Origin of the sequence: Myroides sp. C4067, assembly GCF_038039665.1 — a bacterium.
Lineage (GTDB): Bacteria > Bacteroidota > Bacteroidia > Flavobacteriales > Flavobacteriaceae > Flavobacterium > Flavobacterium odoratimimum.
This window is the reverse complement of record NZ_JBBPHJ010000001.1, coordinates 41,326-63,742: the sequence shown is the minus strand read 5'-3', so window position 1 is coordinate 63,742 and position 22,417 is coordinate 41,326. Positions and strand designations below refer to the sequence as shown.

20 protein-coding genes are annotated in these 22,417 nt (G+C 35.5%); 16 read left to right on the top strand and 4 right to left on the bottom strand.

Annotated features, from left to right (window positions below):
* Positions 1–80: 80 nt before the first annotated feature.
* A complete protein-coding gene (locus AABL87_RS00360) occupies positions 81–626 on the top strand; it encodes a hypothetical protein (protein ID WP_341276755.1) in 546 nt (181 codons plus the stop codon).
* 187 nt (positions 627–813) lie between these two features.
* Here the strand turns inward: AABL87_RS00360 and AABL87_RS00355 are convergent, their stop codons facing one another.
* A complete protein-coding gene (locus AABL87_RS00355; RefSeq protein ID WP_341276754.1) occupies positions 814–2,841 on the bottom strand; it encodes a M3 family metallopeptidase in 2,028 nt (675 codons plus the stop codon).
* 157 nt (positions 2,842–2,998) lie between these two features.
* Here AABL87_RS00355 and AABL87_RS00350 point away from each other — a divergent pair, with 157 nt between their 5' ends.
* Both AABL87_RS00350 and AABL87_RS00345 read left to right on the top strand, forming a co-directional pair.
* Complete coding sequence (locus AABL87_RS00350; protein ID WP_006259527.1) at positions 2,999–4,075, top strand: hypothetical protein; 1,077 nt, start codon at positions 2,999–3,001, stop codon at positions 4,073–4,075.
* 106 nt (positions 4,076–4,181) lie between these two features.
* Positions 4,182–5,246 carry a hydroxylase gene (locus AABL87_RS00345; protein ID WP_313138446.1) on the top strand — a complete coding sequence of 355 codons (1,065 nt, stop codon included), beginning with the start codon at positions 4,182–4,184 and terminating at the stop codon, positions 5,244–5,246.
* 273 nt (positions 5,247–5,519) lie between these two features.
* On the opposite strand, the gene AABL87_RS00340 is transcribed toward AABL87_RS00345, so the two are convergent.
* The 3 genes from AABL87_RS00340 to AABL87_RS00330 all read right to left on the bottom strand — a co-directional run bounded on the left by AABL87_RS00340 (position 5,520) and on the right by AABL87_RS00330 (position 7,640).
* A complete protein-coding gene (locus AABL87_RS00340) occupies positions 5,520–5,888 on the bottom strand; it encodes a four helix bundle protein (protein ID WP_006266950.1) in 369 nt (122 codons plus the stop codon).
* Between the two features lie 112 nt (positions 5,889–6,000).
* Positions 6,001–6,480, bottom strand: coding sequence for a 5-(carboxyamino)imidazole ribonucleotide mutase (gene purE / locus AABL87_RS00335; protein ID WP_341276753.1), 480 nt, complete (start codon positions 6,478–6,480; stop codon positions 6,001–6,003).
* Positions 6,481–6,485: 5 nt separating this feature from the next.
* A complete protein-coding gene (locus AABL87_RS00330; RefSeq protein ID WP_286415803.1) occupies positions 6,486–7,640 on the bottom strand; it encodes a 5-(carboxyamino)imidazole ribonucleotide synthase in 1,155 nt (384 codons plus the stop codon).
* Positions 7,641–8,662: 1,022 nt separating this feature from the next.
* On the opposite strand from AABL87_RS00330, the gene hpt reads away from it, so the two are divergent.
* The 13 genes from hpt (at position 8,663) to AABL87_RS00265 (ending at position 22,414) form a co-directional block, all read left to right on the top strand.
* A complete protein-coding gene (gene hpt / locus AABL87_RS00325; RefSeq protein ID WP_006259520.1) occupies positions 8,663–9,196 on the top strand; it encodes a hypoxanthine phosphoribosyltransferase in 534 nt (177 codons plus the stop codon).
* Positions 9,197–9,226: 30 nt separating this feature from the next.
* On the top strand, positions 9,227–9,802 hold the full coding sequence (locus AABL87_RS00320; protein ID WP_006259519.1) for an adenylate kinase: 576 nt from the start codon (positions 9,227–9,229) through the stop codon (positions 9,800–9,802).
* 88 nt (positions 9,803–9,890) lie between these two features.
* Positions 9,891–10,892 (top strand): GTPase ObgE, encoded by a 1,002-nt coding sequence (obgE, locus tag AABL87_RS00315; protein WP_006262082.1) that lies wholly within the window; start codon positions 9,891–9,893, stop codon positions 10,890–10,892.
* 163 nt (positions 10,893–11,055) lie between these two features.
* Positions 11,056–13,362 carry a hydrogen gas-evolving membrane-bound hydrogenase subunit E gene (mbhE, locus tag AABL87_RS00310; protein ID WP_341276752.1) on the top strand — a complete coding sequence of 769 codons (2,307 nt, stop codon included), beginning with the start codon at positions 11,056–11,058 and terminating at the stop codon, positions 13,360–13,362.
* A complete protein-coding gene (locus AABL87_RS00305) occupies positions 13,352–13,795 on the top strand; it encodes a Na+/H+ antiporter subunit B (RefSeq protein WP_006259516.1) in 444 nt (147 codons plus the stop codon). The genes mbhE and AABL87_RS00305 overlap by 11 nt, the downstream gene beginning before the upstream one ends.
* Positions 13,796–13,806: 11 nt before the next feature.
* Complete coding sequence (locus AABL87_RS00300; protein WP_006259515.1) at positions 13,807–14,160, top strand: Na+/H+ antiporter subunit C; 354 nt, start codon at positions 13,807–13,809, stop codon at positions 14,158–14,160.
* A complete protein-coding gene (locus tag AABL87_RS00295; RefSeq protein WP_006264730.1) occupies positions 14,157–15,668 on the top strand; it encodes a proton-conducting transporter transmembrane domain-containing protein in 1,512 nt (503 codons plus the stop codon). Before AABL87_RS00300 ends, AABL87_RS00295 begins: the two co-directional genes overlap by 4 nt.
* Before the next feature lie 7 nt (positions 15,669–15,675).
* Positions 15,676–16,158: a Na+/H+ antiporter subunit E gene (locus AABL87_RS00290; RefSeq protein WP_006262079.1), complete on the top strand. Its 483-nt coding sequence runs from the start codon at positions 15,676–15,678 to the stop codon at positions 16,156–16,158.
* Positions 16,155–16,430 (top strand): cation:proton antiporter, encoded by a 276-nt coding sequence (locus tag AABL87_RS00285; protein ID WP_006259512.1) that lies wholly within the window; start codon positions 16,155–16,157, stop codon positions 16,428–16,430. Before AABL87_RS00290 ends, AABL87_RS00285 begins: the two co-directional genes overlap by 4 nt.
* Entirely contained in the window at positions 16,423–16,824 is a 402-nt protein-coding gene (gene mnhG, locus AABL87_RS00280) for a monovalent cation/H(+) antiporter subunit G (RefSeq protein ID WP_006259511.1), read from the top strand. Before AABL87_RS00285 ends, mnhG begins: the two co-directional genes overlap by 8 nt.
* A gap of 65 nt (positions 16,825–16,889) precedes the next feature.
* Positions 16,890–19,043: a S46 family peptidase gene (locus tag AABL87_RS00275; protein ID WP_006259510.1), complete on the top strand. Its 2,154-nt coding sequence runs from the start codon at positions 16,890–16,892 to the stop codon at positions 19,041–19,043.
* Positions 19,044–19,128: 85 nt separating this feature from the next.
* The gene (locus AABL87_RS00270; RefSeq protein WP_341276751.1) at positions 19,129–20,133 is read left to right on the top strand and encodes a hypothetical protein; all 1,005 of its coding nucleotides are present in this window, start codon (positions 19,129–19,131) and stop codon (positions 20,131–20,133) included.
* Positions 20,093–22,414 (top strand): hypothetical protein, encoded by a 2,322-nt coding sequence (locus AABL87_RS00265; protein WP_341276750.1) that lies wholly within the window; start codon positions 20,093–20,095, stop codon positions 22,412–22,414. Before AABL87_RS00270 ends, AABL87_RS00265 begins: the two co-directional genes overlap by 41 nt.
* The last annotated feature ends 3 nt before the right edge of the window (positions 22,415–22,417 follow it).

The window sequence follows — 22,417 nt, the reverse complement described above, 5'->3', positions numbered from 1 at the left end:
TTGTGGATGTAAAATAGCTGTTTATAGCTATTGCATATTGACTAGGTATGTTTTTACATTTGTCATATTAATCGATAGGTATGAAAAAAGTAGGGATTATATTATTTGCACTAGCACTTTTGACAGTTAGTTGCAAGGATAAAGAGGTTCAAACAGAAGCTGTAGAAGAGACTCAAATAGTGATTCCTCAAGTACAGCCAGTGACAGCAGACTTAAAGCTAGCGGCAGACAATATGGATGTCTACATGGAGTCAGAAGATAAGATGATGGTAACTTTAGGAGATGCAGATCAATTGCGTCTTCAAAAGGCAATACAAATCATCGGAAATATGAATGTCATCTATACAGAAGATGAGGGAATAGATCATGATAAGACAGATGCAGCTTTCTTAAAAGAGGTAGGAGGTCAAACTTTTAAAGAAGTATGTAAAGTAGCAGAAGGATATCTTAAAGCTGATCAACAACGCGAGTTTGACCGTATCAATGCAATATTAGAGAGTATAAAGGATCCTAAAGCGGATGCTGATATAGAGCGTTACAATGAGGTACAACATGATCTTAAAGAGGCTAATAAAATACCTGTTACACTAGATGCTTATACTTATAGTGAAGAGTGTTTTTTATAGTTTACAATTGATGATTAGTAGTTTGCTGTAGAGACGGCAATACATTGCGTCTACCACCTAGTAACCACAATATAGATAATCCTTAATAAAACAACTAAGCCCATTGCAACGCAATGGGCTTAGTTGTTCAATGTAGCTAACAGCTAAACGGTCTACAGCTATTAACTGTAAACCGTCCATCGTTAACCTATAACAATCCCGCTCTTTTTAATAAAGCATCCGGAGTAGGTTCTTGACCTCTGAATTTTTTGTATAATGTCATTGGGTGATCAGTACCTCCCTGAGACAACACATAATCTTTAAACTTAGTAGCTACTTCTTTATTGAAGATACCATTAGCTTTAAAGTAAGCAAATGCATCAGCATCCAATACCTCTGCCCATTTATAACTGTAGTATCCAGATGAGTAACCACCTTGGAAGATATGAGAGAATGAAGTACTCATTGCATTTTCTTTTACATCAGGATATTGTTGAGTAGAGGCAAATTGTTTTGTTTCGAAGTCTTTTAGACTCGTGATAGTAGTAGGGTCTTGACCATGCCATCCCATATCTAATAAACCGAAGCTCAACTGACGTACAGTAGCTATCCCCTCTAAGAAGCTCGCACTCTCTTTGATTTTTTCTACTAATTCCATAGGGATAGTCTCTCCTGTCTGATAGTGTTTAGCGAATAGCTCTAAAGCTTCTTTCTCATAACACCAGTTCTCCATCACTTGGCTAGGCAACTCTACGAAGTCCCAATATACATTAGTTCCTGATAGAGATGGGTAAGTGGTATTTGCTAACATGCCGTGTAGTGCATGCCCAAACTCGTGGAATAGAGTAGTCACTTCGTTAAAGGTAAGTAACGATGGCTTAGTCGCAGTTGGCTTAGTGAAGTTACATACGATAGAGATATGTGGTCTTTCATTGATACCATCTTTGATATATTGGTTTTTGAATGAAGTCATCCATGCACCATTTCTCTTTCCTTTACGTGGGAAGAAGTCAGTATAGAATACCGCTATGAAGTCCCCTTGTTCGTTCGTTACCTCAAATGTACGTACATCTGCATGATACTTCTCTATAGTCTGTACTTCTGTAAAAACTAATCCGTATAGCTTATTTGCTACTTGGTAAGCACCGTCTAATACATTCTCTAACTGGAAGTATGGTTTAAGTAATTCATCATCTAAGCTAAAGCGCTCTTGTTTTAACTTCTCAGAGTAGTATGAACCATCCCATTTCTCTAACACATCTACTTTGTCTGTTTTTTGAGCAAAAGCAGTTAATTCGGCAAACTCTTTATCTGCAGCAGGCTTAGCCTTTGCTAATAGCTCCTCTAAGAAAGCACTAACTTTATCTGGGCTTTGTGCCATACGCTCTTCTAATACGAAGTGAGCATGTGTAGCATATCCCAATAGATTAGCTCTCTCATGACGTAGGTTTACGATCTTTAAGACATTAGCTTCATTGTTGTGCTCATTATCTTGAAAGGCTTTTTTACCTGAAGCGATAGCCATCTCTTTACGCAACTCACGATTATCAGCATAGGTCATAAAAGGGATATAACTAGGATAGTCTAATGTGAATATCCATCCCTCTTTACCTTCTTGTTCTGCTAAAGCTCTTGCCTCTTCTATAGCGCCTTCAGGAAGACCAGCTAAGTCTTTCTCCTCAGTGATGTGCAGTTGGTATTTATGTGTTTCTGCTAATACGTTTTCTCCAAACTTTAGGGCTGTAGTAGACAGTTCTGCATCTATTGCTCTTAATCTTTCTTTTTTATCTTCTGATAACAATGCACCATTGCGGACAAAGCTTTTATAATTCTTTGTCAATAAGGTTTCTTGTTCTATAGTAAGGTTCAGTGTCTCCTTTTGCTCATAAACTGCTTTTACACGTTTAAATAACTCTTCGTTTAAAGAGATATCATTGCCTAATGCAGATAACATAGGAGCTACCTCTTGTGCTATTTTCTGCATCTCATCGTTGGTCTCTGCAGAGTTCAGGTTAAAGATGATATTAGACAATACATCTAATTCCATCCCTGAGTAGGCTAATGCCTCTAGTGTATTCTCAAAGGTAGGTGTTGCAACGTTAGCCGTAATAGTGTCTATCTCTGCTTTTGTATCTTGTATTGCTTTTTTGAAAGCAGGTATATAGTCTTCCGTTTTAATTTGAGTAAATGGTGCTGTACCATGAACGGTGTTAAATGGATTGTTCAATGCCGACATATTTTCTAATTTATTTTTATACTATAAAAGTAAGTTTTTTTTAAATAATGGTTAGTTAATAATATTGGAATGTTTTTTGCACTAGGTGTGAATAATCACATATTAATCAATTTTTAAATTAATATGTTTGTTATAATAGATAATTAATCAATATGTTATGATGGAAATATCATCAAAGGATGTAGACATTCTGAGAAGTGAAGTAAATGAAGCTATTAGATTAGGTACATTAACGGATAAGCAACTACAAGTTATCTATGATAATAAGTTGTTTAATATGTTTGTGCCTGAATATTTAGGAGGCCTAGGAGTTAGTTTGATTGAAGCTTTACAGGTGGAAGAACAGTTGGCTAGAATAGATGGTAGTCTAGGGTGGACAGTGACCATGTGTGCTGGTGCTAATATGTTCGTAGGATATTTAGAAAGCTTTCTTGCCAAAATGATTTTCCAAGACCCTAAAGTATGTTTTGGAGGAAGTGGACAGATAGATGGTATCGCTAAGGTATCCAGAGATGGGTATATAGTGAATGGTACTTGGGATTATATCGTCGGATTACCACATTGTACTGTATTGACCTTGAACTGTCATATTGAAGAAAAAGGAGAATTGCTTTATAAGGAAGATGGTTCGCCTTATTTTAAAACGTTTTTCTTCTTTCCTAAGGAGATTAATGTTATTGAAGATTGGCAGTCTGTCGGGTTAAAAGCTACTGCGAGCCACAGCGTCAATATCAAAGACTTTAGGGTAAGTAGTAATCGTGCTTTTGAGATAGATAGTAATCATCCTGTTATCAACGAACAGATCTATCACTATCCCTTTATGTCGTTTGCATTGTTAACCTTGACTGCAAATCATTTGGGCATGCAAGAGCATTTTATGGATGAACTAAGAAAGTACTTTACAGGAGAGTTGTATAATAAATATTTTGAGTTTAAAGATGAATTGTTCTATCAATATGAAGAGAAATTCCTTGAGAGAAGAGCAGCCTTCTATCGATTAGCTCAGTCCTCTAGTGATGAGATAGCATTAAATGGGAAGTTAACAGAGCAGACTACTGCTGATATTGAGAAGATGTGCAAAGGTCTAGTCTATAAAGGACGTAATGCTGTTCTGAAAGTCGTGCCTTATTTAGGTATGGGAGCGATGAATTATACTACAGAGATGAACCGTATCATAGGAGATATTCTCACAGCGAGTCAGTTTAGTTTATTATTACCAGAAAATTTAGAATAGAGAAAAATAGAGCAATTTGAAGAGATCTCATCAGTATTACTGATGAGGTCTTTTTTGTTTAAAGTGTTTTAATGCGGTAGCTTTGTTGTTGATAAAACAACATATTATGAGACAGTATCTAAGTGATGCCGATGTGCAAATACTTAAAGACAATATAACTACAGCAGAACAATTAGGTCATCTAACAACAGAACAACTAGAAGTGCTGTATAGAAACAATTTATTCAACCTATTTGTGCCTAAACAATATAATGGATTAGAACTAGACTTTATAGATGCACTAAGGGTAGAAGAGCAATTAGCTACTATAGATGGGAGTTTAGGATGGACAGTGACGCTATGTGCAGGAGCTAATATGTTTGTAGGCTTTTTAGATCCTAATGAAAGTAATAAAGTCTTTCAAGACGCTAAGGTGTGTTTTGGAGGTAGTGGTAAGGTAAGTGGAGTAGCAAGAGAAGAAGGAGAATATTACCTTATCAATGGGACTTGGGATATCGTTACAGGACTACAGCATTGTACAGTTTTTACAGCGAATTGTCATCTTGAAGTCAATGGGGAATTGCAGTATGATGCAGAAGGAAGACCTGTGTATAAGTCATTTTTCTTTTTGCCTTCTGAAGTAACAACTAAGAACAGTTGGGATACCTTAGGACTAAGAGCTACAGGGAGTCATTCTATCGTGGCAGAAGGATTATGCGTACCTAAATCACGTAGCTTTAGTATCACGAGTGAGGCATGTACTATCGACACCCCACTTTATAAGTTTCCTTTTTATCCGTTTGCGAAGTTTACATTAGCTGTGAATCAGTTGGGAATGCAATACCACTTTCTACAAGAAGTAGAGGTATATTTTAATAAACTCAAAGGAGGTGTTTATGAACAGTTCCAGACAGAATTGTTAGTGAAACTACAGACAGCATATCACGCGCGTAGAGAAGCTTTTTATGATTTAGCATCTACTACATGGCAGAAAGTACAAGAAGGTATTGAACTGACAGAAGAAGAGTGTAATACTATAGATAAACTGTGTAAAGAAGTGGTGTATCAAGGGAGAGATGAGGTGATACAGCATTTACCTTATCTTGGGATGTACGGAGTGAATAATAGCTCTCCTATAAGTAGAATCGTCAGAGATATATTAACAGCATGCCAACACAGCCTGTTTCTTTAATTACGATTTTCAAATTACGAATTACAAATGGTTTGCCTACGGCATCAAGTATGTATATCACTTCTAATAGAAATATAATATTAGGGGGGTACTGTACATATTCAATATTAGATGCCCATGAGTATACTCATCTGTTATGTGTTTTTTGAGGGTAATGTAAGATCTCATCTTTACGTTTAATTATTTCAAATTACGAATTACGCTTTGTTGACCTGAAAAATAAATGTAAATGAAGCGTTTTTTATTGAAAAGAATAACTATGAGTTGTAAATATTATTTGGCACTCTCTAGTTTAGCTTTAAGTGATATTTGGATGCTACCTATGAGTTTTAGTAATTCTTCAATATCTTTTAATAAACTGTTTTTTTCTTTAGGTGTAAAGTAATCTGTTTCTGCTAAAAGACGTATCCAGTAATGAGTTTCACGAGCTTCTTTGTAAGCAATAGATAATTTAGAAAGAAAGTCTTTTTCACTTTGCGCACCAATAGTTTCTTCAATGTTAGCACCAATAGAAGTTCCTGAACGAAGTAATTGTTTGCTTAATATGTATTCCTTCTTTTCGGTAGTTAAATGTTGGTAAACTTTAATTATTCTTACAGCGAATTTAAAACTCTTAATCTGTATAATATTGTCTTCTTTCATGCTTAATTAAGCTATAGAGGATTGTTTTATTTAAAGTATTACAACGCTCCTCGTGCTAACTGCGATTACCTACGTAATTCGTAATTAGCTCGAAGAGCGCCGTAATTCGTAATTATTTAATTGACTCTGCTGCTTTAAGCACCGCTTCTCTTAATCCATTTTTATAGTCTACCATCTTATTGCGAAGGTCTTCATTTTGACTACCTAATATCTGTATCGCTAGAAGACCAGCATTTTTAGCACCATTAAGGGCTACTGTAGCTACAGGTACACCACCAGGCATCTGTAAGATAGATAGTACACTATCCCATCCGTCGATAGAGTTACTAGATTTAACAGGTACTCCGATCACAGGAAGTGGAGACATAGAAGCTACCATACCAGGTAAGTGTGCTGCTCCTCCTGCTCCTGCGATGATCACATTGATACCACGCTTATGAGCATTAGAAGAGAAGTCTACTAGTTTCTCAGGTGTTCTGTGAGCAGATACGATATCCACGTCTACTTCTACACCGAATTCTTTAATAATATTGATTGCATCTTGCATTACAGGCATATCAGATGTACTGCCCATTACTACTGCTATTTTCATAAGATTTATTTGCTGATTACTTTAATAGTTTCTTTTACTTGCTGAGCTATTTCTCTAGCTTTAATCATATCGCTATTCACGATCGTTACATGTCCCATCTTTCTAAAAGGACGAGTCTCGCGTTTGCCATAGATATGAGGAGTCACACCTTCTATCGCTAAGATATCTTCCATTCCTTCATAATACACTTGTCCTGTATAGCCTTCAGCACCTACTAAGTTTACCATGATACCAGCCACTTTGCTATCTGTATTCCCTAAAGGCAAATCTAGAATAGCACGGATGTGTTGTTCGAACTGAGAAGTATAGCTTGCCTCTATAGAGTAGTGTCCAGAGTTATGAGGACGAGGAGCCACTTCATTCACTAGTACATCGTCATCTTGCGTTTGGAACATCTCCACAGCCAATAAACCTACATGATTAAATTTTTCAGAAACTTGAAGAGCGATAGCTCTTGCCTTATCTGCTACAGCGCTATCGATACGCGCAGGACAAATCACATATTCTACTTGGTTAGCCTCTGGGTGGAACTCCATTTCTACTACAGGGTATGTTTTGATTTCTCCAGAAGCAGAACGAGCTACGATAACAGCTAATTCATTTTTAAAAGGAACCATCACTTCAGCGATACACTCTACATTAGGTAGTGCATCTAAGTCAGTAATCGTGCGAACTACTTTTACTCCATTACCATCATACCCAAACTGAGCTGACTTCCATACGAATGGCATCGTTACTTCATTAGCTGTAGCTGCTGTTTTTAGAGCTTCTATATCAGAGAATCTCTTATAAGGAGCAGTTGGGATATTATGAGTAGTATAGAAATCTTTTTGATTTCCTTTATTTTGGATTAATCGAAGTGTCTTAGGAGAAGGGAATACTTTAAGCCCTTCTTCTTCTAACTTATCTAGTGCGTCTAAGTTGACATTTTCTATTTCGATCGTTAAGACATCTACTGTTTTACCAAAGCGATAAACAGTTTCAAAATCCATTAAATCCCCTTGGAAGAACTGATGTGCTCCATACTGAGAAGGGGCATCTTTACTAGGGTCTAGTACATTGGTAGCGATGTCAAATTTACGAGTGTCATATAGGAGCATTTTACCTAATTGACCTCCTCCTAATATTCCCAAACGGAAATCAGTAGAAAAGTAATTCATTGTGTAGTTGTATTGTTATTGAGCAAAGATAATTTAAAAATATAAAAGAGTAAGTCTAAAATTCACCTCATGCCTAGTTTGGTTTTATATTTAAGGGTAAGATGTAATGAACATTGATTTTGGAAAGTGCTTATTCTATTTAAAAATGATTTTGAAGAGCTTAGTCTGGTTATCTAGAGTATGTTATTGGATGGAGGTGATATATAATATAGGTGTAAAGATTATAGGGGAAGATGTGTCTTTTTTACCTTTTTGGGAGAGGTGGTCGGCATGTGGTCGGCTAGTGATAGGCATTTGGTCGGCTTAAAAGTACCAAAAATAGCCTATCACTACCCGAGCAGATTGATATCACTTACTGATCAAGGTATATATGAATGGAGAATAGAGGAATAGTTCAAAGGGTATGAATGTATTAATGATGGATTGAGATATTTTTTATGTGGAAGTAAGAGTTTTATCCGCTATATCTAAGTATGACAAGCTATCGTAGAAGAGATAATGAGAGTTTGATAAGAATAGAATTATATTCTCGTAAGAAATAGTGTGAAAAGTTTTTTAAAGAAGTGTTATTTGTATAGTTAATAAAGGAGGTTTTTGTGATTAATTTTTAGTTAATATGTTGTTTGTTTGATGATAGTTGTAGTTTTATGGGGTATTGATTGGTTATTTTTGATTTCAGTATGGTAATAAAATATTAAATAAATATTTTTTAGTTAAAAAAATTAACTTATATTTGGTAGGTTATGAGTTGTGAATTGGCTCATTAAAATTGAAATTACGTTTTAAGTAGTGAAAATAATCTCAACGATAGAACTATAAACTTTGGTTTTAGAGTTAGATTGAATTAGTTTGTTTTAGACGTAGCGTGTAATAGCGCTACGTTTTTTGTTTTTAAAAACAAATGGCCAAAAAGTAAATTATTGAGGTTTATTTTTTGGTTATTTAGGTTAAATCCTTTGCATAGAAACGAATAAACCTGTATTCTTTTTGTATATTTGCAAATTACGAACAACTTCGACACAATGGAAATACAAGTATTGGATAAAGTGTTTGTTCCTTTTATTTCTAGGGAACAGATTGATACTAGATTGCGTGAAATCGCAGAACAAATAGAAATGGATATGAACGGAGATGTTCCTGTATTTATAGGGGTTCTAAACGGTTCGTTTATGGTTATTTCTGATTTGGTGAAGCATTATAAAGGCTCATGTGAAATGAGTTTCGTTAAAATGGCTTCATATATAGGAACTCAATCAACTAATCAAGTTAATCAGTTATTAGGACTTGATATAGATGTTACTGATAGAAGAGTAGTTATTATAGAAGATATCGTAGATACTGGGAATACACTAGTAGCGTTAAAGAAATTATTTGATCAACATAAACCTAGTGAAGTACGTATATGTACGTTATGTTTAAAACCAGAGGCTTATACGAAAGATATTCATTTAGATTATGTAGCTTTTGAGATTGAGAATAAGTTTATCGTAGGATATGGAATGGACTATGATAAGTACGGTAGAAATATACCAGAGATATACCAAATTAAAGAATAAAGATTAGACTAACAGAATAAACAATAAATAATGATTGCAATAGTTTTATTTGGAAAACCAGGTGCTGGGAAAGGTACACAGGCTGAGTTTTTAAAAGAAAAGTATAATTTAACACATATCTCTACAGGAGATGTATTCCGTTTTAACTTAAAAAACGATACTGAGCTAGGTAAACAAGCTAAAGTATATATGGATCAAGGAGAACTAGTTCCGGACAGTGTTACAATTAATATGTTGGCAGAAGAGGTGAGCAAGAATATGGATAAATCAGGATTCTTATTTGATGGTTTTCCTCGTACAATTGCTCAAGCTGAAGCATTAGAAAAACTATTGAATGAGAAAGGAATCACTTTTGCAGGAACTGTAGGTTTAGAGGCTGATGATGATGTATTAGTAGCACGTATCCTAGAGAGAGGTAAGACTAGTGGTAGAGCTGATGACCAAGATGAGGCTAAGATCCGTACACGTTATACAGAGTATAATGAGAAGACAGCTCCTCTTATCGCGTTCTACGAAGCAAAAAATAAATTCTACGCTGTAGATGGAATAGGTTCTATCGAAGAAATTACAGGACGTTTAAGCAAAGTTATAGATACTTTAATATAAGGTACTTTATAACATTCGCTAAAAAATATTACATTTGCCGCCCAATTCCTATTGTATGGTGCAATAAGGACGAAAAAAATTAAAGGAAATGACTGAAGGGAATTTTGTCGATTACGTAAAGATATATGTAGCTTCTGGTAAGGGAGGTAGAGGATCTACACACTTACACAGAGAAAAATTTATTGAAAAAGGTGGACCTGATGGTGGTGACGGAGGTCGCGGAGGTCACGTATACATAGTCGGAAACGAAGGCTTATGGACTTTATTTCACCTTAAATTTGCACGTCATATTAAAGCAGGTCACGGTGGTGATGGAGGAAGTTCTAGAAGTACAGGGTCAGATGGTGACGATAGAATTATCGAGGTGCCATTAGGAACTGTAGTGAAGGACAAAGAGACAGGTGAAGTATTATTCGAAATTACAGAACACGGTGAAAAGAGAATCGTAGCCGAAGGAGGTAAAGGAGGATTAGGTAACTGGCATTTTAGATCATCTACTAACCAGACTCCTAGATATGCGCAACCTGGGTTGCCTAGTGAAGAACTAGATGTGATATTAGAATTAAAAGTATTAGCTGATGTCGGATTAGTAGGATTCCCTAATGCAGGTAAATCTACATTACTATCTGTACTTACTTCAGCTAAACCAAAGATAGCGGATTATCCGTTTACAACACTGAAGCCTAACTTAGGTATCGTGTCGTATAGAGATTTTAAATCTTTTGTGATTGCAGATATTCCTGGTATTATCGAAGGAGCTGCAGAAGGTAAAGGTTTAGGTCATTACTTCTTAAGACATATCGAGAGAAACTCTACTTTGTTATTCATGGTGCCTGCGGATGCTGATGATATTAAAAAAGAGTATGACATCTTAATAGATGAGCTAAGAAGATATAATCCAGAAATGCTGGATAAAGATCGTCTTTTAGTAGTTACTAAGTGTGATATGCTAGATGATGAGCTTAAATCAGAATTAAAAGAACAGCTAGATGCTGAATTAGATGGAGTACCATATATGTTTATCTCTTCTGTGGCTCAACAAGGGCTGATGGAGTTAAAGGATAAATTATGGGAAATGTTGAATAAATAATATTAAATTAAGGGAATTACCTTTTATTCCCTATTGGCAGGAGGAAGGTGAGAAAAATGTGAATGTTATTTGTTGTTATACGGCAAGTTATAAGTTAAAATTTGTTTTTTTTGTATATATTTACATCAAACTGAAAATATATATTTAGAGAAATAAACAAAATATGCTAACATTAATTTTTCTCACTTTTGTACTTGCTTTTGGAGTGTTATTTCTAAAGAAGTTTGTACAAACTAAATTTGTAGCATTAATATCCCTACTTCCATTTTCAATTTTTTTATATCTATTATCTTTTTTACGTTCTGTAAAAGACGGATTTAATAGTGTCCTATTTAGCACTGAATGGATTCCTTCATTAGGTATCAATTTAGACTTTAAAATAGACGGTCTATCACTTTTGTTTGGATTATTGATTTCTGGAATTGGAACATTGGTATATTTATATGCTTCTTCTTATTTAAGAGGGCATCCTCTGTTACACCGTTTTATTTGCTACCTCACTGTTTTTATGGGAGCAATGTTAGGAGTCGTTACTTCTGACAATCTAATCACCTTGTTTATTTTTTGGGAGCTTACGAGTATAAGCTCATTCTTCTTGATTGGTTTTAATAATGAAGAAGAAGAATCTAGAACGAGTGCATTATGGGCTTTAGCCATTACAGGGTTAGGAGGATTCTTCTTACTGTCCTTTGGTGTCATAGTTGGAACTATATCCGGAACATATTCTATACACGAGTTATTAGGACAGAGTGATGTGTTACGAGAGAGTCCTTTCTACTTATTAATTATCATTTTCTTATTCATAGCAGCTTTTACTAAGTCTGCACAATTCCCTTTTCACTTTTGGTTGCCAGGAGCGATGAAGGCTCCTACACCTGTATCAGCGTATCTACACTCTGCTACGATGGTGAAGGCAGGTGTATATTTAGTAGCTAGATTCACTCCTATACTAGGAGGTAAGATGGAGTGGAACACAATCTTACTGGTAGTAGGTGGTGTGACGATGCTATTCGGCGCTTTTCACAGTGTCTTTAGAAAAGATATGAAAGGAATATTAGCTTACTCTACTATATCTGCCTTAGGACTATTAATGTTCTTGTTAGGGATAGGTACTCAGATAGCGCTATATGCTATGGCGGTATTCGTATTAGCACACGCATTGTATAAAGCAGCTTTTTTCTTGATTACAGGTATTATAGATCACGCTTTACATACCCGTGATATTAACGAGTTGGGAGGACTGCGTAAGTATTTCCCTCTGTTAAGTGTTGCAGCTGTTGTTGCTGCATTATCATGTGCAGGTATTCCTCTGACTTTTGGGTTTATTGGGAAAGAGTTGATCTATGAGAGTGGACTTCATTATATGGATGAGACTTTAGCGATAATATTAGTAGGTGCCTTATTCTTCACAAATGTGTTTTTGACGGGCTCAGGTTTCTTAATTGGTATAAAACCTTTCTTCGGTAAAGCGACTAAGAATGTCTGTATCTCTCATCAACCTGATTGGGCACTTATAGCTCCTCCTGTAGTATTAGGATTCTTTACCTTACTATTAGGAGTATTACCAGCTATAGCGTATCACGAAATCATCATAGCGACCTTTAGTGCTATGTACGGTTCTGTAGTAGAGATGCCACTAGCGATATGGCATGGTGTAAATACTAGCTTATTATTAAGTGGATGTACGATCGTGCTGGGTACGATAGTGTATATCATCTTTAAGAGATGGAAGAACCCGCTATGTGTAGTAGAGAACTTCGAAAAAGTATCTCCTAAGAATATATTCTCTATCATCGTAGAGTTCTTCAGAGTATTAGCTTATCGTTATACTTGGATCTTCCACAACGGATATCTAAGATCTTATCTAGCAGTAATCATTGTTTTCTTTGTGGGATTAGTAGGATATAAGTTATTTGCAGATGTACCACTACGTGTGAACACGACAGGGCTGTCTGAGTTTAGAGCTTATGAGTTAGTCGTATTCTTAATTGCGGTAGTAGCAATTGTCTTTGCAATAAATACATCATCAAGATTGACAGCAATTGCAGCTACTGGAGTAGTAGGGTATTGTATCTGTTTAATATTCGTATTCTACGGCGCGCCTGATTTAGGAATGACGCAGTTCGCTATTGATACATTGACTACAGTACTATTTATTTTGGTACTGTTTAAGTTACCTCCATTCTTAAAACTAGGTAATAGGAAGATACAGTTTAGAGATGCAGTTATTTCTATTGCATTCGGTGTTTTGATTTCTATTATTACTTTACAAGCTTTAGTATCTCCAGCAGATAAGGATATCAGTAGATATTATGCAGAAAACGTATATGTGCTAGCTAAAGGTAAGAACGTGGTGAATGTTATTCTAGTTGACTTTAGAGGATTTGATACCATGATAGAGACGATAGTATTATCTATCGCAGCATTAGGAGTATTCAGTATGTTAAAATATAGAGAAGATGAAGAATAAGACTAAGTACGATATAAAGAAGATGGACTCAACGATATTGAGGACAGCGACTAATTATTTATTGCCTCTGTTATTATTATTCTCTCTTTTTGTATTACTGAGAGGACATTATTTATCAGGAGGAGGTTTTGTTGGAGGATTGATAGCGTCTATAGCATTTGTGTTACACGCTTTTGCTTATACGACTAGAAGAACATTGAGACTGTTTCAGATTCCGCCACGTATGTTGATACCTATAGGCTTGACAATTTCTTTTATAAGTGGTTTTTTGCCTGTGATATTGGGAAGACCTTTTATGACAGGAGTATGGTTCGCAGATAATGTAGCAGTTATAGGCTCAGTGGGGACTGCTTTGTTTTTTGATATTGGAGTCTATTTAGTGGTAGTTGGTGTTGTGCTAACTATATTATTAACTATTTCAGAAAGTGAATAAAAGAGATAAGTATGGAATTACTATTAGTATTATTAGTTGGAATCTTATATTCTGCAGGTATATACTTGATCTTGCGTAGAAGTATGGTTAAGTTACTTTTAGGGTTTATGATGCTAGGTAATGGCGCCAATATATTGATCTTCTTAATGGGGGAGTTAACCAAAGGGAAAGCACCAATCATTAACGGAGAGAGTAAGCATTTTACAGATGTATATGCAGACCCAGTGCCCCAAGCACTAATCTTGACAGCCATAGTTATCAGTTTTGGGTTGACAGCTTTTGCTATTATTCTATTGAAGAAAGTACATGAGACAACAGGAACTGATGATTTAGATTCACTTAATATCCAAGATTTAGATATATGATTTCGAACTTTATATTAGCTCCTATATTAGCACATATGCTGACGGCTATTGTACTGTTGTTCTTCTGGAAGAATGTACAGGCACAGAAGACTGTGAGTGTAATAGGTAACATCATCGGCTTCTTTGTGAGTTTGAGGTTGTTTACCCTAATATGGGAAAATGGAAATATGACTTTACAAATGGGAGGCTGGGAAGCACCATTTGGAATTACCTTCGTAGGTGATATGTTGAGCGCTACGATGGTGATGCTTACTGCTATAGTGTCATTAGCTGTAGGTATATACTCAACGGCTGCGACTAATATTAGCCGTATACGATATGGACACTTCTTTATCTATCACTTCCTAATTATGGGGTTGATGGGAGCCTTTTTGACAGGAGATATATTTAATCTTTATGTGTGGTTTGAAGTAGTGATTATTTCTTCTTTTGTTTTATTGACATTAGGAGGAAAAAAGAGACAGATGGAAGGTGCTGTGAAGTACGTAACCATGAATATGTTAGCTTCGGTAATCTTCTTAACAGCCATCGGGATTCTATATGGGATAACAGGTAGTCTGAATATTGCAGACCTACCTGAACATGTAGCAGCAGTGGAGAATAGAGGATTAGTAACAGTAACCGCATTGTTGTTCTTTGTTGGTTTTGGTATTAAGTCAGCAGTGTTCCCAATGTACTTCTGGTTGCCATCGTCTTATCATACACCACCATCAGCTATCGGTGCTGTGTTTGGAGGATTGTTGACTAAGATGGGAGTGTATTCTATGATAAGAGTATTCACAGTAGTATTCGAACCTGATGACTTTGTATTACAAGTATTTATAGTTATTGCTATTCTTACCATGATAAGTGGAGCACTAGGAGTGATCAATAAGCGTAATATTAGAAGAATACTATCTTACTTTATTGTTTGTCATATAGGGTATCTGATAGCAGGTATTGGTATTTATACAGAGCTAGCTTTTGTAGGAGTAGTGTTCTATCTAATCCACGATGTTATTGTGAAGAGTAACTTCTTTATGATGAGTGGTCTGATACAGAAAATACGTGTAACACAAGATATTTATCGATTAGGAGGGTTCTATAAGGATTACCCTAAGTTGTCTATCGTCTTTGCGATTATCCTATTCTCTCTAGCAGGTATACCACCGTTGTCTGGGTTCTGGCCAAAGATTCTTTTGTTCCAAGAAGCCTTTAAGCAGGAGAGTTATGTGTTATTAGGGACATTGATATTTGCGAGTTTTATTACTTTATTTATTGTAGCTCGTATTTGGTCAGAAGTGTTTTGGAAAGATTTGCCAAAGCCGAATGCGGAAGAGGTAGACTATTTCGCACCGTTCCATACTAGAGGTAAAATAGCTTTAGTATTACCAGTTATTGGGTTAGCTGTAGTATCCTTGTTGATCGGGTTTAATGCCTCTTTTGTATTTAAAGTAGCAGAGCGTGTAGCATACGAACTAATGAATCCGTCAATCTATATAGAATCAGTAATGCATCATTTAAAATAAGCAGATTATGTTGAAGTATTTTTTACTTAATTTATTATTGACATTTGTCTGGGTTGCTTTAACAGGACAGTTGAATTATTCTAACTTCATCTTTGGAGGTGCGGCAGGATTCTTTATTTTATGGATGTTAACAAGACGATCTAAGCAAGCAGATAAGGAATACTTTTATCGTGTACCGAAGATTATGATCTTTATTCTCTATTTTATTTATGATATGATGGAGGCTAACTTACGTGTGGCGATAGATGTAATGACACCTAATTATCATACGACACCTGGTATCATTAAGTATAATCTAGATGCTAAGACAGATTTTGAGATTACGATGTTGACCAATATCATTGCCTTAACTCCGGGTACTATGGTGATCGATATTGCGGAAGATAAAAGTTATGTTTATATACATACTATGTATTTGAGAGATAAACACAAGTTTATTAAGAATATGAAAGAGAGAACAGAAACTAAACTATTAGAGATATTGCGATGACAGTAGAAGATTATTTAATATATGTAATTATGCCTATCATCAGCTTGTCTTTAATCTTCATATTTATAAGATTTCTAAAAGGACCAAGTGTATCAGATAGAGTAGTCGCTCTAGACTTACTGATTACAGTAGGGGTAGGGGTTATTGGAGTGTTTAGCTTGATTGCTAATGACCCAATATTCTTAGATGTAGCAATGATATTGGCATTAATAGCATTCTTGAGTACAGTGGCTTTTGCCTATTATTTATTAAAGAGAAATAGAGATGATTGATATTTTAATAATGATATTAAGTACTGTAGGAGCAGTATTTGTGTTAATAGCTTCCATAGGAATAGTACGTATGCCTGATTTCTATACTAGACTGTCTATTACGATTAAGGCAGCGACTTTAGGTATCGGGTGTATTCTTACAGCGGCAGCTATACATTTTGCAGAATTTTCAACAACGACTAAAGTGTTAGCTATTATATTTTTCTTGTTTATCACTTCTCCTGTTGCAGCATTCTTGATTGCAAGAACGGCTTATATTACAGGGATAAAGCTATGGGATAAGTCTGTAGTAGATGAATTACAGAATCGATATGATAACCATAATAATATCCCTTTAGACGCTTGTAGAGAGGAAAAGTTAACAGCTGATAAACAATCACCAGACAAAGAATAATTACAACAATTGAGGAAGATTTATAGAATTAAATTTATCTTCGCATTTCTAACATACTAATTAATATGAAAAAAATCGTTTTATTTTTAACTGCATTCATATTAGCGATACCTACTACGGTAAAAGCTGATGAAGGGATGTGGTTCTTAATGTTCATAGAGCGTTTAAACCAACGCGATATGGAGAAGATGGGACTACAGTTGACATCTGAAGAAATATATAGTATCAATAATCATTCGTTGAAAGATGCTATTATACAATTTGATGGTGGATGTACAGCAGAGATTGTATCTAATCAAGGTTTGGTATTGACTAACCACCACTGTGGATATGATAAAATAGCTAAATTATCTACACCAGAAGACGATATCTTAACGAATGGATTCTGGGCAAAAGATAAAGCAAGTGAGAGAGCTGCTAAAGGTCTTTCTGTTCGTTTCTTTGTGAGAATGGACAATGTAACAAAGCGTATCTTAAGCGTTGTTAATGATAAGATGTCTGAAATCGAAAGAGAGAAAGCAATCAACCAAGAAATCGCTAAGATTCAAAAAGAAAATGATGGAGATGGAAAATATACTGTTTCTGTAAAATCATTCTTCCAAGGTAATGAATTCTACTATTTCGTATACCAAGATTATAATGATGTACGTTTAGTAGGAACTCCTCCTAACAGCATCGGTAAGTTCGGAGGTGATACTGATAACTGGGAATGGCCACGTCATACAGGTGACTTCTCTTTGTTCCGTGTTTATACGGATAAAGATGGTAATCCTGCAGAGTACTCTGCAGATAATGTACCAATGGTTCCTAAACACCACTTACCTGTATCTATCACAGGTATAAAAGAAGGTGACTTCTCTATGATATTAGGATATCCAGGTAGAACAAATAGATGGATGCCTGCACAAGGAGTAGAGCAAAACATTAAGTTCGCTTATCCAGCTTGGGTTGAAGGATCTAAGTTAGGAATGGATGTAATGAAAAAGTATATGGCTGCAAATGACGCAGTACGCCTTAACTATGCATCTAAATATGCTGGTGTAGCTAACTACTGGAAGAACCGTCAAGGTATGATTGATGCATTGACTCAACACCAGACTGTGGCGACTAAAACAAAAGCTGAAAAAGATTTCCATAAATGGGCTTCTAAAAAAGAGAACGTTGCTAAATACGGAAATGTAATAGCAGACATTAATGCATGGTATAAAGCGACTAATGAGAAGTCTCGTCATGATAATTACTTAATGACAATGTTGCGTACTTCTAATTTAGTAGCTGCGCCATATCGTTTAGCTGGAGGTATGGAAGCGTATGCTGCTGGTGATGATAAGAAACGTGCTGAGATGTTACCTGAGTTTAAAGAGTATATCAAGAGTATCTATGGTAGTACTTATGAGCCATTAGAAAGAGAAATGTTAGCTAAACAATTAGCTCTTTATGCAACTAAATCTACAGGATATGACATCGCTCCTTATGTAGCTGAAATCAACAAAGAATACAATGGTGATTTTGAAAAGTATGTAGATGAGATTTTTGAAAAGAGTGTATTTGCTAACCAAGAGGCTATTGATGCTTTCTTAGCAGATCCTAAAGGAGTGACTATTTCTCGTGACCCAATGTTTAAGTTATCTGTAGCTATTATGGATCATTATAGAGCTATGCCTGATAATGTAACTGCATTAGAAGATAAGTTCCAAAAAGCATATAGATTATTTGTAGATGGAGTACAAAAAAGTAACCCTACAGGTAAGTACTATCCAGATGCAAACTCTACTTTACGTTTAACTTATGGTACTGTAAAAGACCTACCAAGAGGAAATAAAGTAAATGATGCTGCAGAGAACTGGTTTACTACTTTAAAAGGTACAGTTGCTAAACATAAAGTAGGTGATGAAGAGTTCGAAGCACCACAAAAACTAATCGACTTATATAATAAGAAAGATTATGGTGTGTATGCTGATAAAGCAGGACATATGCCTGTAAACTTCTTGACTAACCATGATATCACGGGAGGTAACTCAGGTTCTCCAGTATTAAATGGAAAAGGAGAATTAATCGGACTTGCGTTTGATGGTAATATCGAAGCTATGGCAGGAGACGTTATTTATGACCCTAAATTACAACGTACAATTAACGTAGATATTCGTTACGTACTATTCATTATAGATAAGTTCGCTGACGCTAAACATATTGTAGACGAGATGACTATTGTAAAATAGTTCGTTTAGTTAAAATTCACAAAACGCCTAAATTATTTAGGCGTTTTTTTTTGTGCATAAATGTTTCCTGAATTAAGTTTACATCATGAAAAAGTATGTGTTATTTATCTGTTTAATATTCTTGGTTAGTTGTGTCTCTAAGGGAGATAAGGACTTGCAGACGAAGTTGTCTTTTTACTATTGGAGAACTAACTTTCAGTTAGACTCACTAGAAAGAACTACGCTTAAAGAGTTAGAAGTGGACAAGCTTTATATTCGCTATTTTGATATTGGACTACAAGGTGATTCTCCTATACCTATACGACCTATACTGTTTAAAGACTCTATTCTTGATGTAGAGATTGTTCCTGTTGTGTATATCAAGAATGAAGTCTTAGTGAATAGTAAGGTAGATAGAGAATTGTCAAAAAAGATAATAGACTATATCAATCAGATTAATAAACACAACCATATACAGATAAGTGAGATACAATTAGACTCTGATTGGAGCTTAAAGAGTAAGGATTCTTTTTTTGAATTGATAGAGTCAATTAAGAAAGAAAGTCAGTGGAAGGTGTCATCTACGATTAGACTACACCAAGTGAAGTACGCTGCTAAGACAGGAATACCAAAAGTAGACTATGGTGTACTGATGTACTATAATATGGGGACTATCTCAGCAGATTCGTTGAACTCTATTTATGACCGTAATATAGGGAGCAAATATATAGGTGCATTGGCCGATTATCCTTTAGAACTGAAGTATGCTTTTCCTATTTATTCATGGGTAGTACATACTAGAGCTAATAAAGTAGTTCGCTTGATCAGTAGAGTTCGTACAGATGAAGTGGATAAAATAAGTGCTTTTAAAAGAATAGATGAGACTAGATATAGTGTGACAAAAGAAGGAATGTACTTTGGACAATTGTTTTTAGTTGGCGACCAGATAAAAGTAGAAACGACTACTAGTGAGCAGTTGTTAGAGATGAAAAAAGACTTAGAGAAGGCAAGTGGGAAGTGCCCCTCTGAAATTATACTATATGATTTAAATTCAAGAAATATCCCTTATTATGAAAAAGAAGTTTGGAAAAAGATTGTTGTATGCGAGTAGCTTATCACTGCTGTTAGGAGCAGGTGTGTATTCATACGGATGTGCTGATGGGTGGTGGAGTTATTCCTCTGTTTCAAGTTTTACACCAGAAGCATTTGTAGATAACTCATATAAGCCTTTGTTTTTTGCACCTTATGAGAAGTTCTATGATGGTGCATACATGTATAACGCAGGTATGTATAATGAGGATATTGTTAAGGAGTGGACACAATATTTAGGGAATACTGTACCAGCGGATGTAGTGAAGGAATGTTTAGTGTCTAATGAGTTTGAGATAGACACGATGTATACTATATATAGTGAACTGCGAAAAGGAAAGAAACGAAGTAGTATCTATGACTTAGACTTAAAGAATAAGAAAGTAGAGAACTTTATTAACTTCCTAAACTTTGCCAAAACAGTAGAACAGTATTCAGCTCAAGAGTTCGAGTATTGGAACTATGAGCAACAAGTCAAAGAGCAATTGCCAACAGACTATGCCAATAAAGTACAGAGCTTCTATGAGAAGATGGATAAGAAGGATACTTTTTTTGCTAATAGAATGTGGTTTCAGGTAATGAAAGCTAAGTTCTACTCAGCAGATAAGAGTAGTGTGATTGCTTATTTTGAATCTACAGCGAGTAGTCAACCTCAAAATACACTGTATTATAGAGCGATGTCTTATGTCGCAGGGGCGTATTATGAGCTAGCTAATTTTGCGAAGTCAAACCTACTATACGCTACTGTTTTTGATAGAGAACCTTCTATGCGTCAAGTTGCTTTGTATAACTTTAAGCCTCTTGATAAAGCGGCTATTACAAAAATAGTGGAGAATACAGACGATAGAGATGTGAAAGCAGCGATATGGTCTATAATGGGATACTATGATGACCTAGGTGAATCTATGAAGCGTGCCTATGAGGTTAACCCGAAGAGCCCGCATATAGATTACATCTTGACGAGATGGGTGAACATGCAAGAGCAGGAAGTGAATGTATTTGCAGAAAGTAGTTTTAAATCTCGTGATGAGTATTTCAAGGCGATTAAGAAGAAGATAGATCAGAATACACTGAAGTGGATAAAGTCTGTCGCGGATAAACCACAAGAAGTAGCCAATCCAGTGTTGTGGAAGTTAGCAGCAGGGTATATGGATATCTTTCAAGGAGAGTACAAGAGTGCCACTAAGCAAATAGAGGAAGCAAGTGATTATTCTAAAAAAGGAGATAAATTATTAGCAGAGCAAATCCGATTATTTGCCTTGATTAATACTGTATCTCAAGTCAAAAAACTAGATAAGAGTACAGAAGAAAAACTATTGCCAGAACTGAAATGGGTCTATACAGACCTAGTGAAGAATGACTATAGTGATCCTTTTAGATATGAGTATGCAGCAGGTTGGATTAGACAATTTTTATCAGCTACTTATAAAGAGCAAGGCAATGCTATCATGGCAGAGATATTAAACTCTCAAGGTGTAGCTTTTTATAAGGATAAGAAACAGTCTGGTGCTATGGAGAGTTTCTTGTTAAAAACGGATCATTCAGAGATAGAAAAGTTGTTTACATCTTTATATCAATATAATCTTAGTGATATCTATGAGAGTAGAGCGATTCATTTGTTCTATGAAGATAAGATAGACGAGGCTATTGTAGAAATGAAGAAGGCAGAACCTATCAAGAAGAAGAATACCTATGATGATGAGTACACGGTGTTGATGTATAACACAGCTACTCTTTTAGGTAATCCATTTAACGGAAAGATCAAGGACTGTAATGATTGTGATCATGCAGCTAAGCAGACTACGGTATATACGAAGTTATCATTCTTAGAGAAGCTAAGAGATATGAAGGCGAATATTGCTAATGGTACAGATGTATTTAGCAATGCATTGTTAGTAGGTAATGCTTATTATAATGCTACATATTTTGGTAATGCACGCGTGTTGTATTACAACAGTATTTGGGATGAGTATGGCAGTAATAGTATCGGTATGGAGAATAAGTCTAGCATCTTGAATATGAATAATGCTAGAAAGTACTATGCGATAGCTAAGCAACATGCGACTACAAAAGAAGAAAAAGCAAAGCTAGCTTACTTCGATGCTAAGCTTGAGCGAAATGAATTCTATGTACAGACCTATCATAATAAGGATTATTATATGGGAGCATGGGGTGATGATGTCATGTTTAAGAAGTGGAATGGCTTCTCAGAATTAGCTGCTAAGTATAGTGATACAAAATATTACCAAGAAGTAATTAAAGAATGTGGTTACTTTAGAAAGTATTTAGGACTGAATTATTAAGAA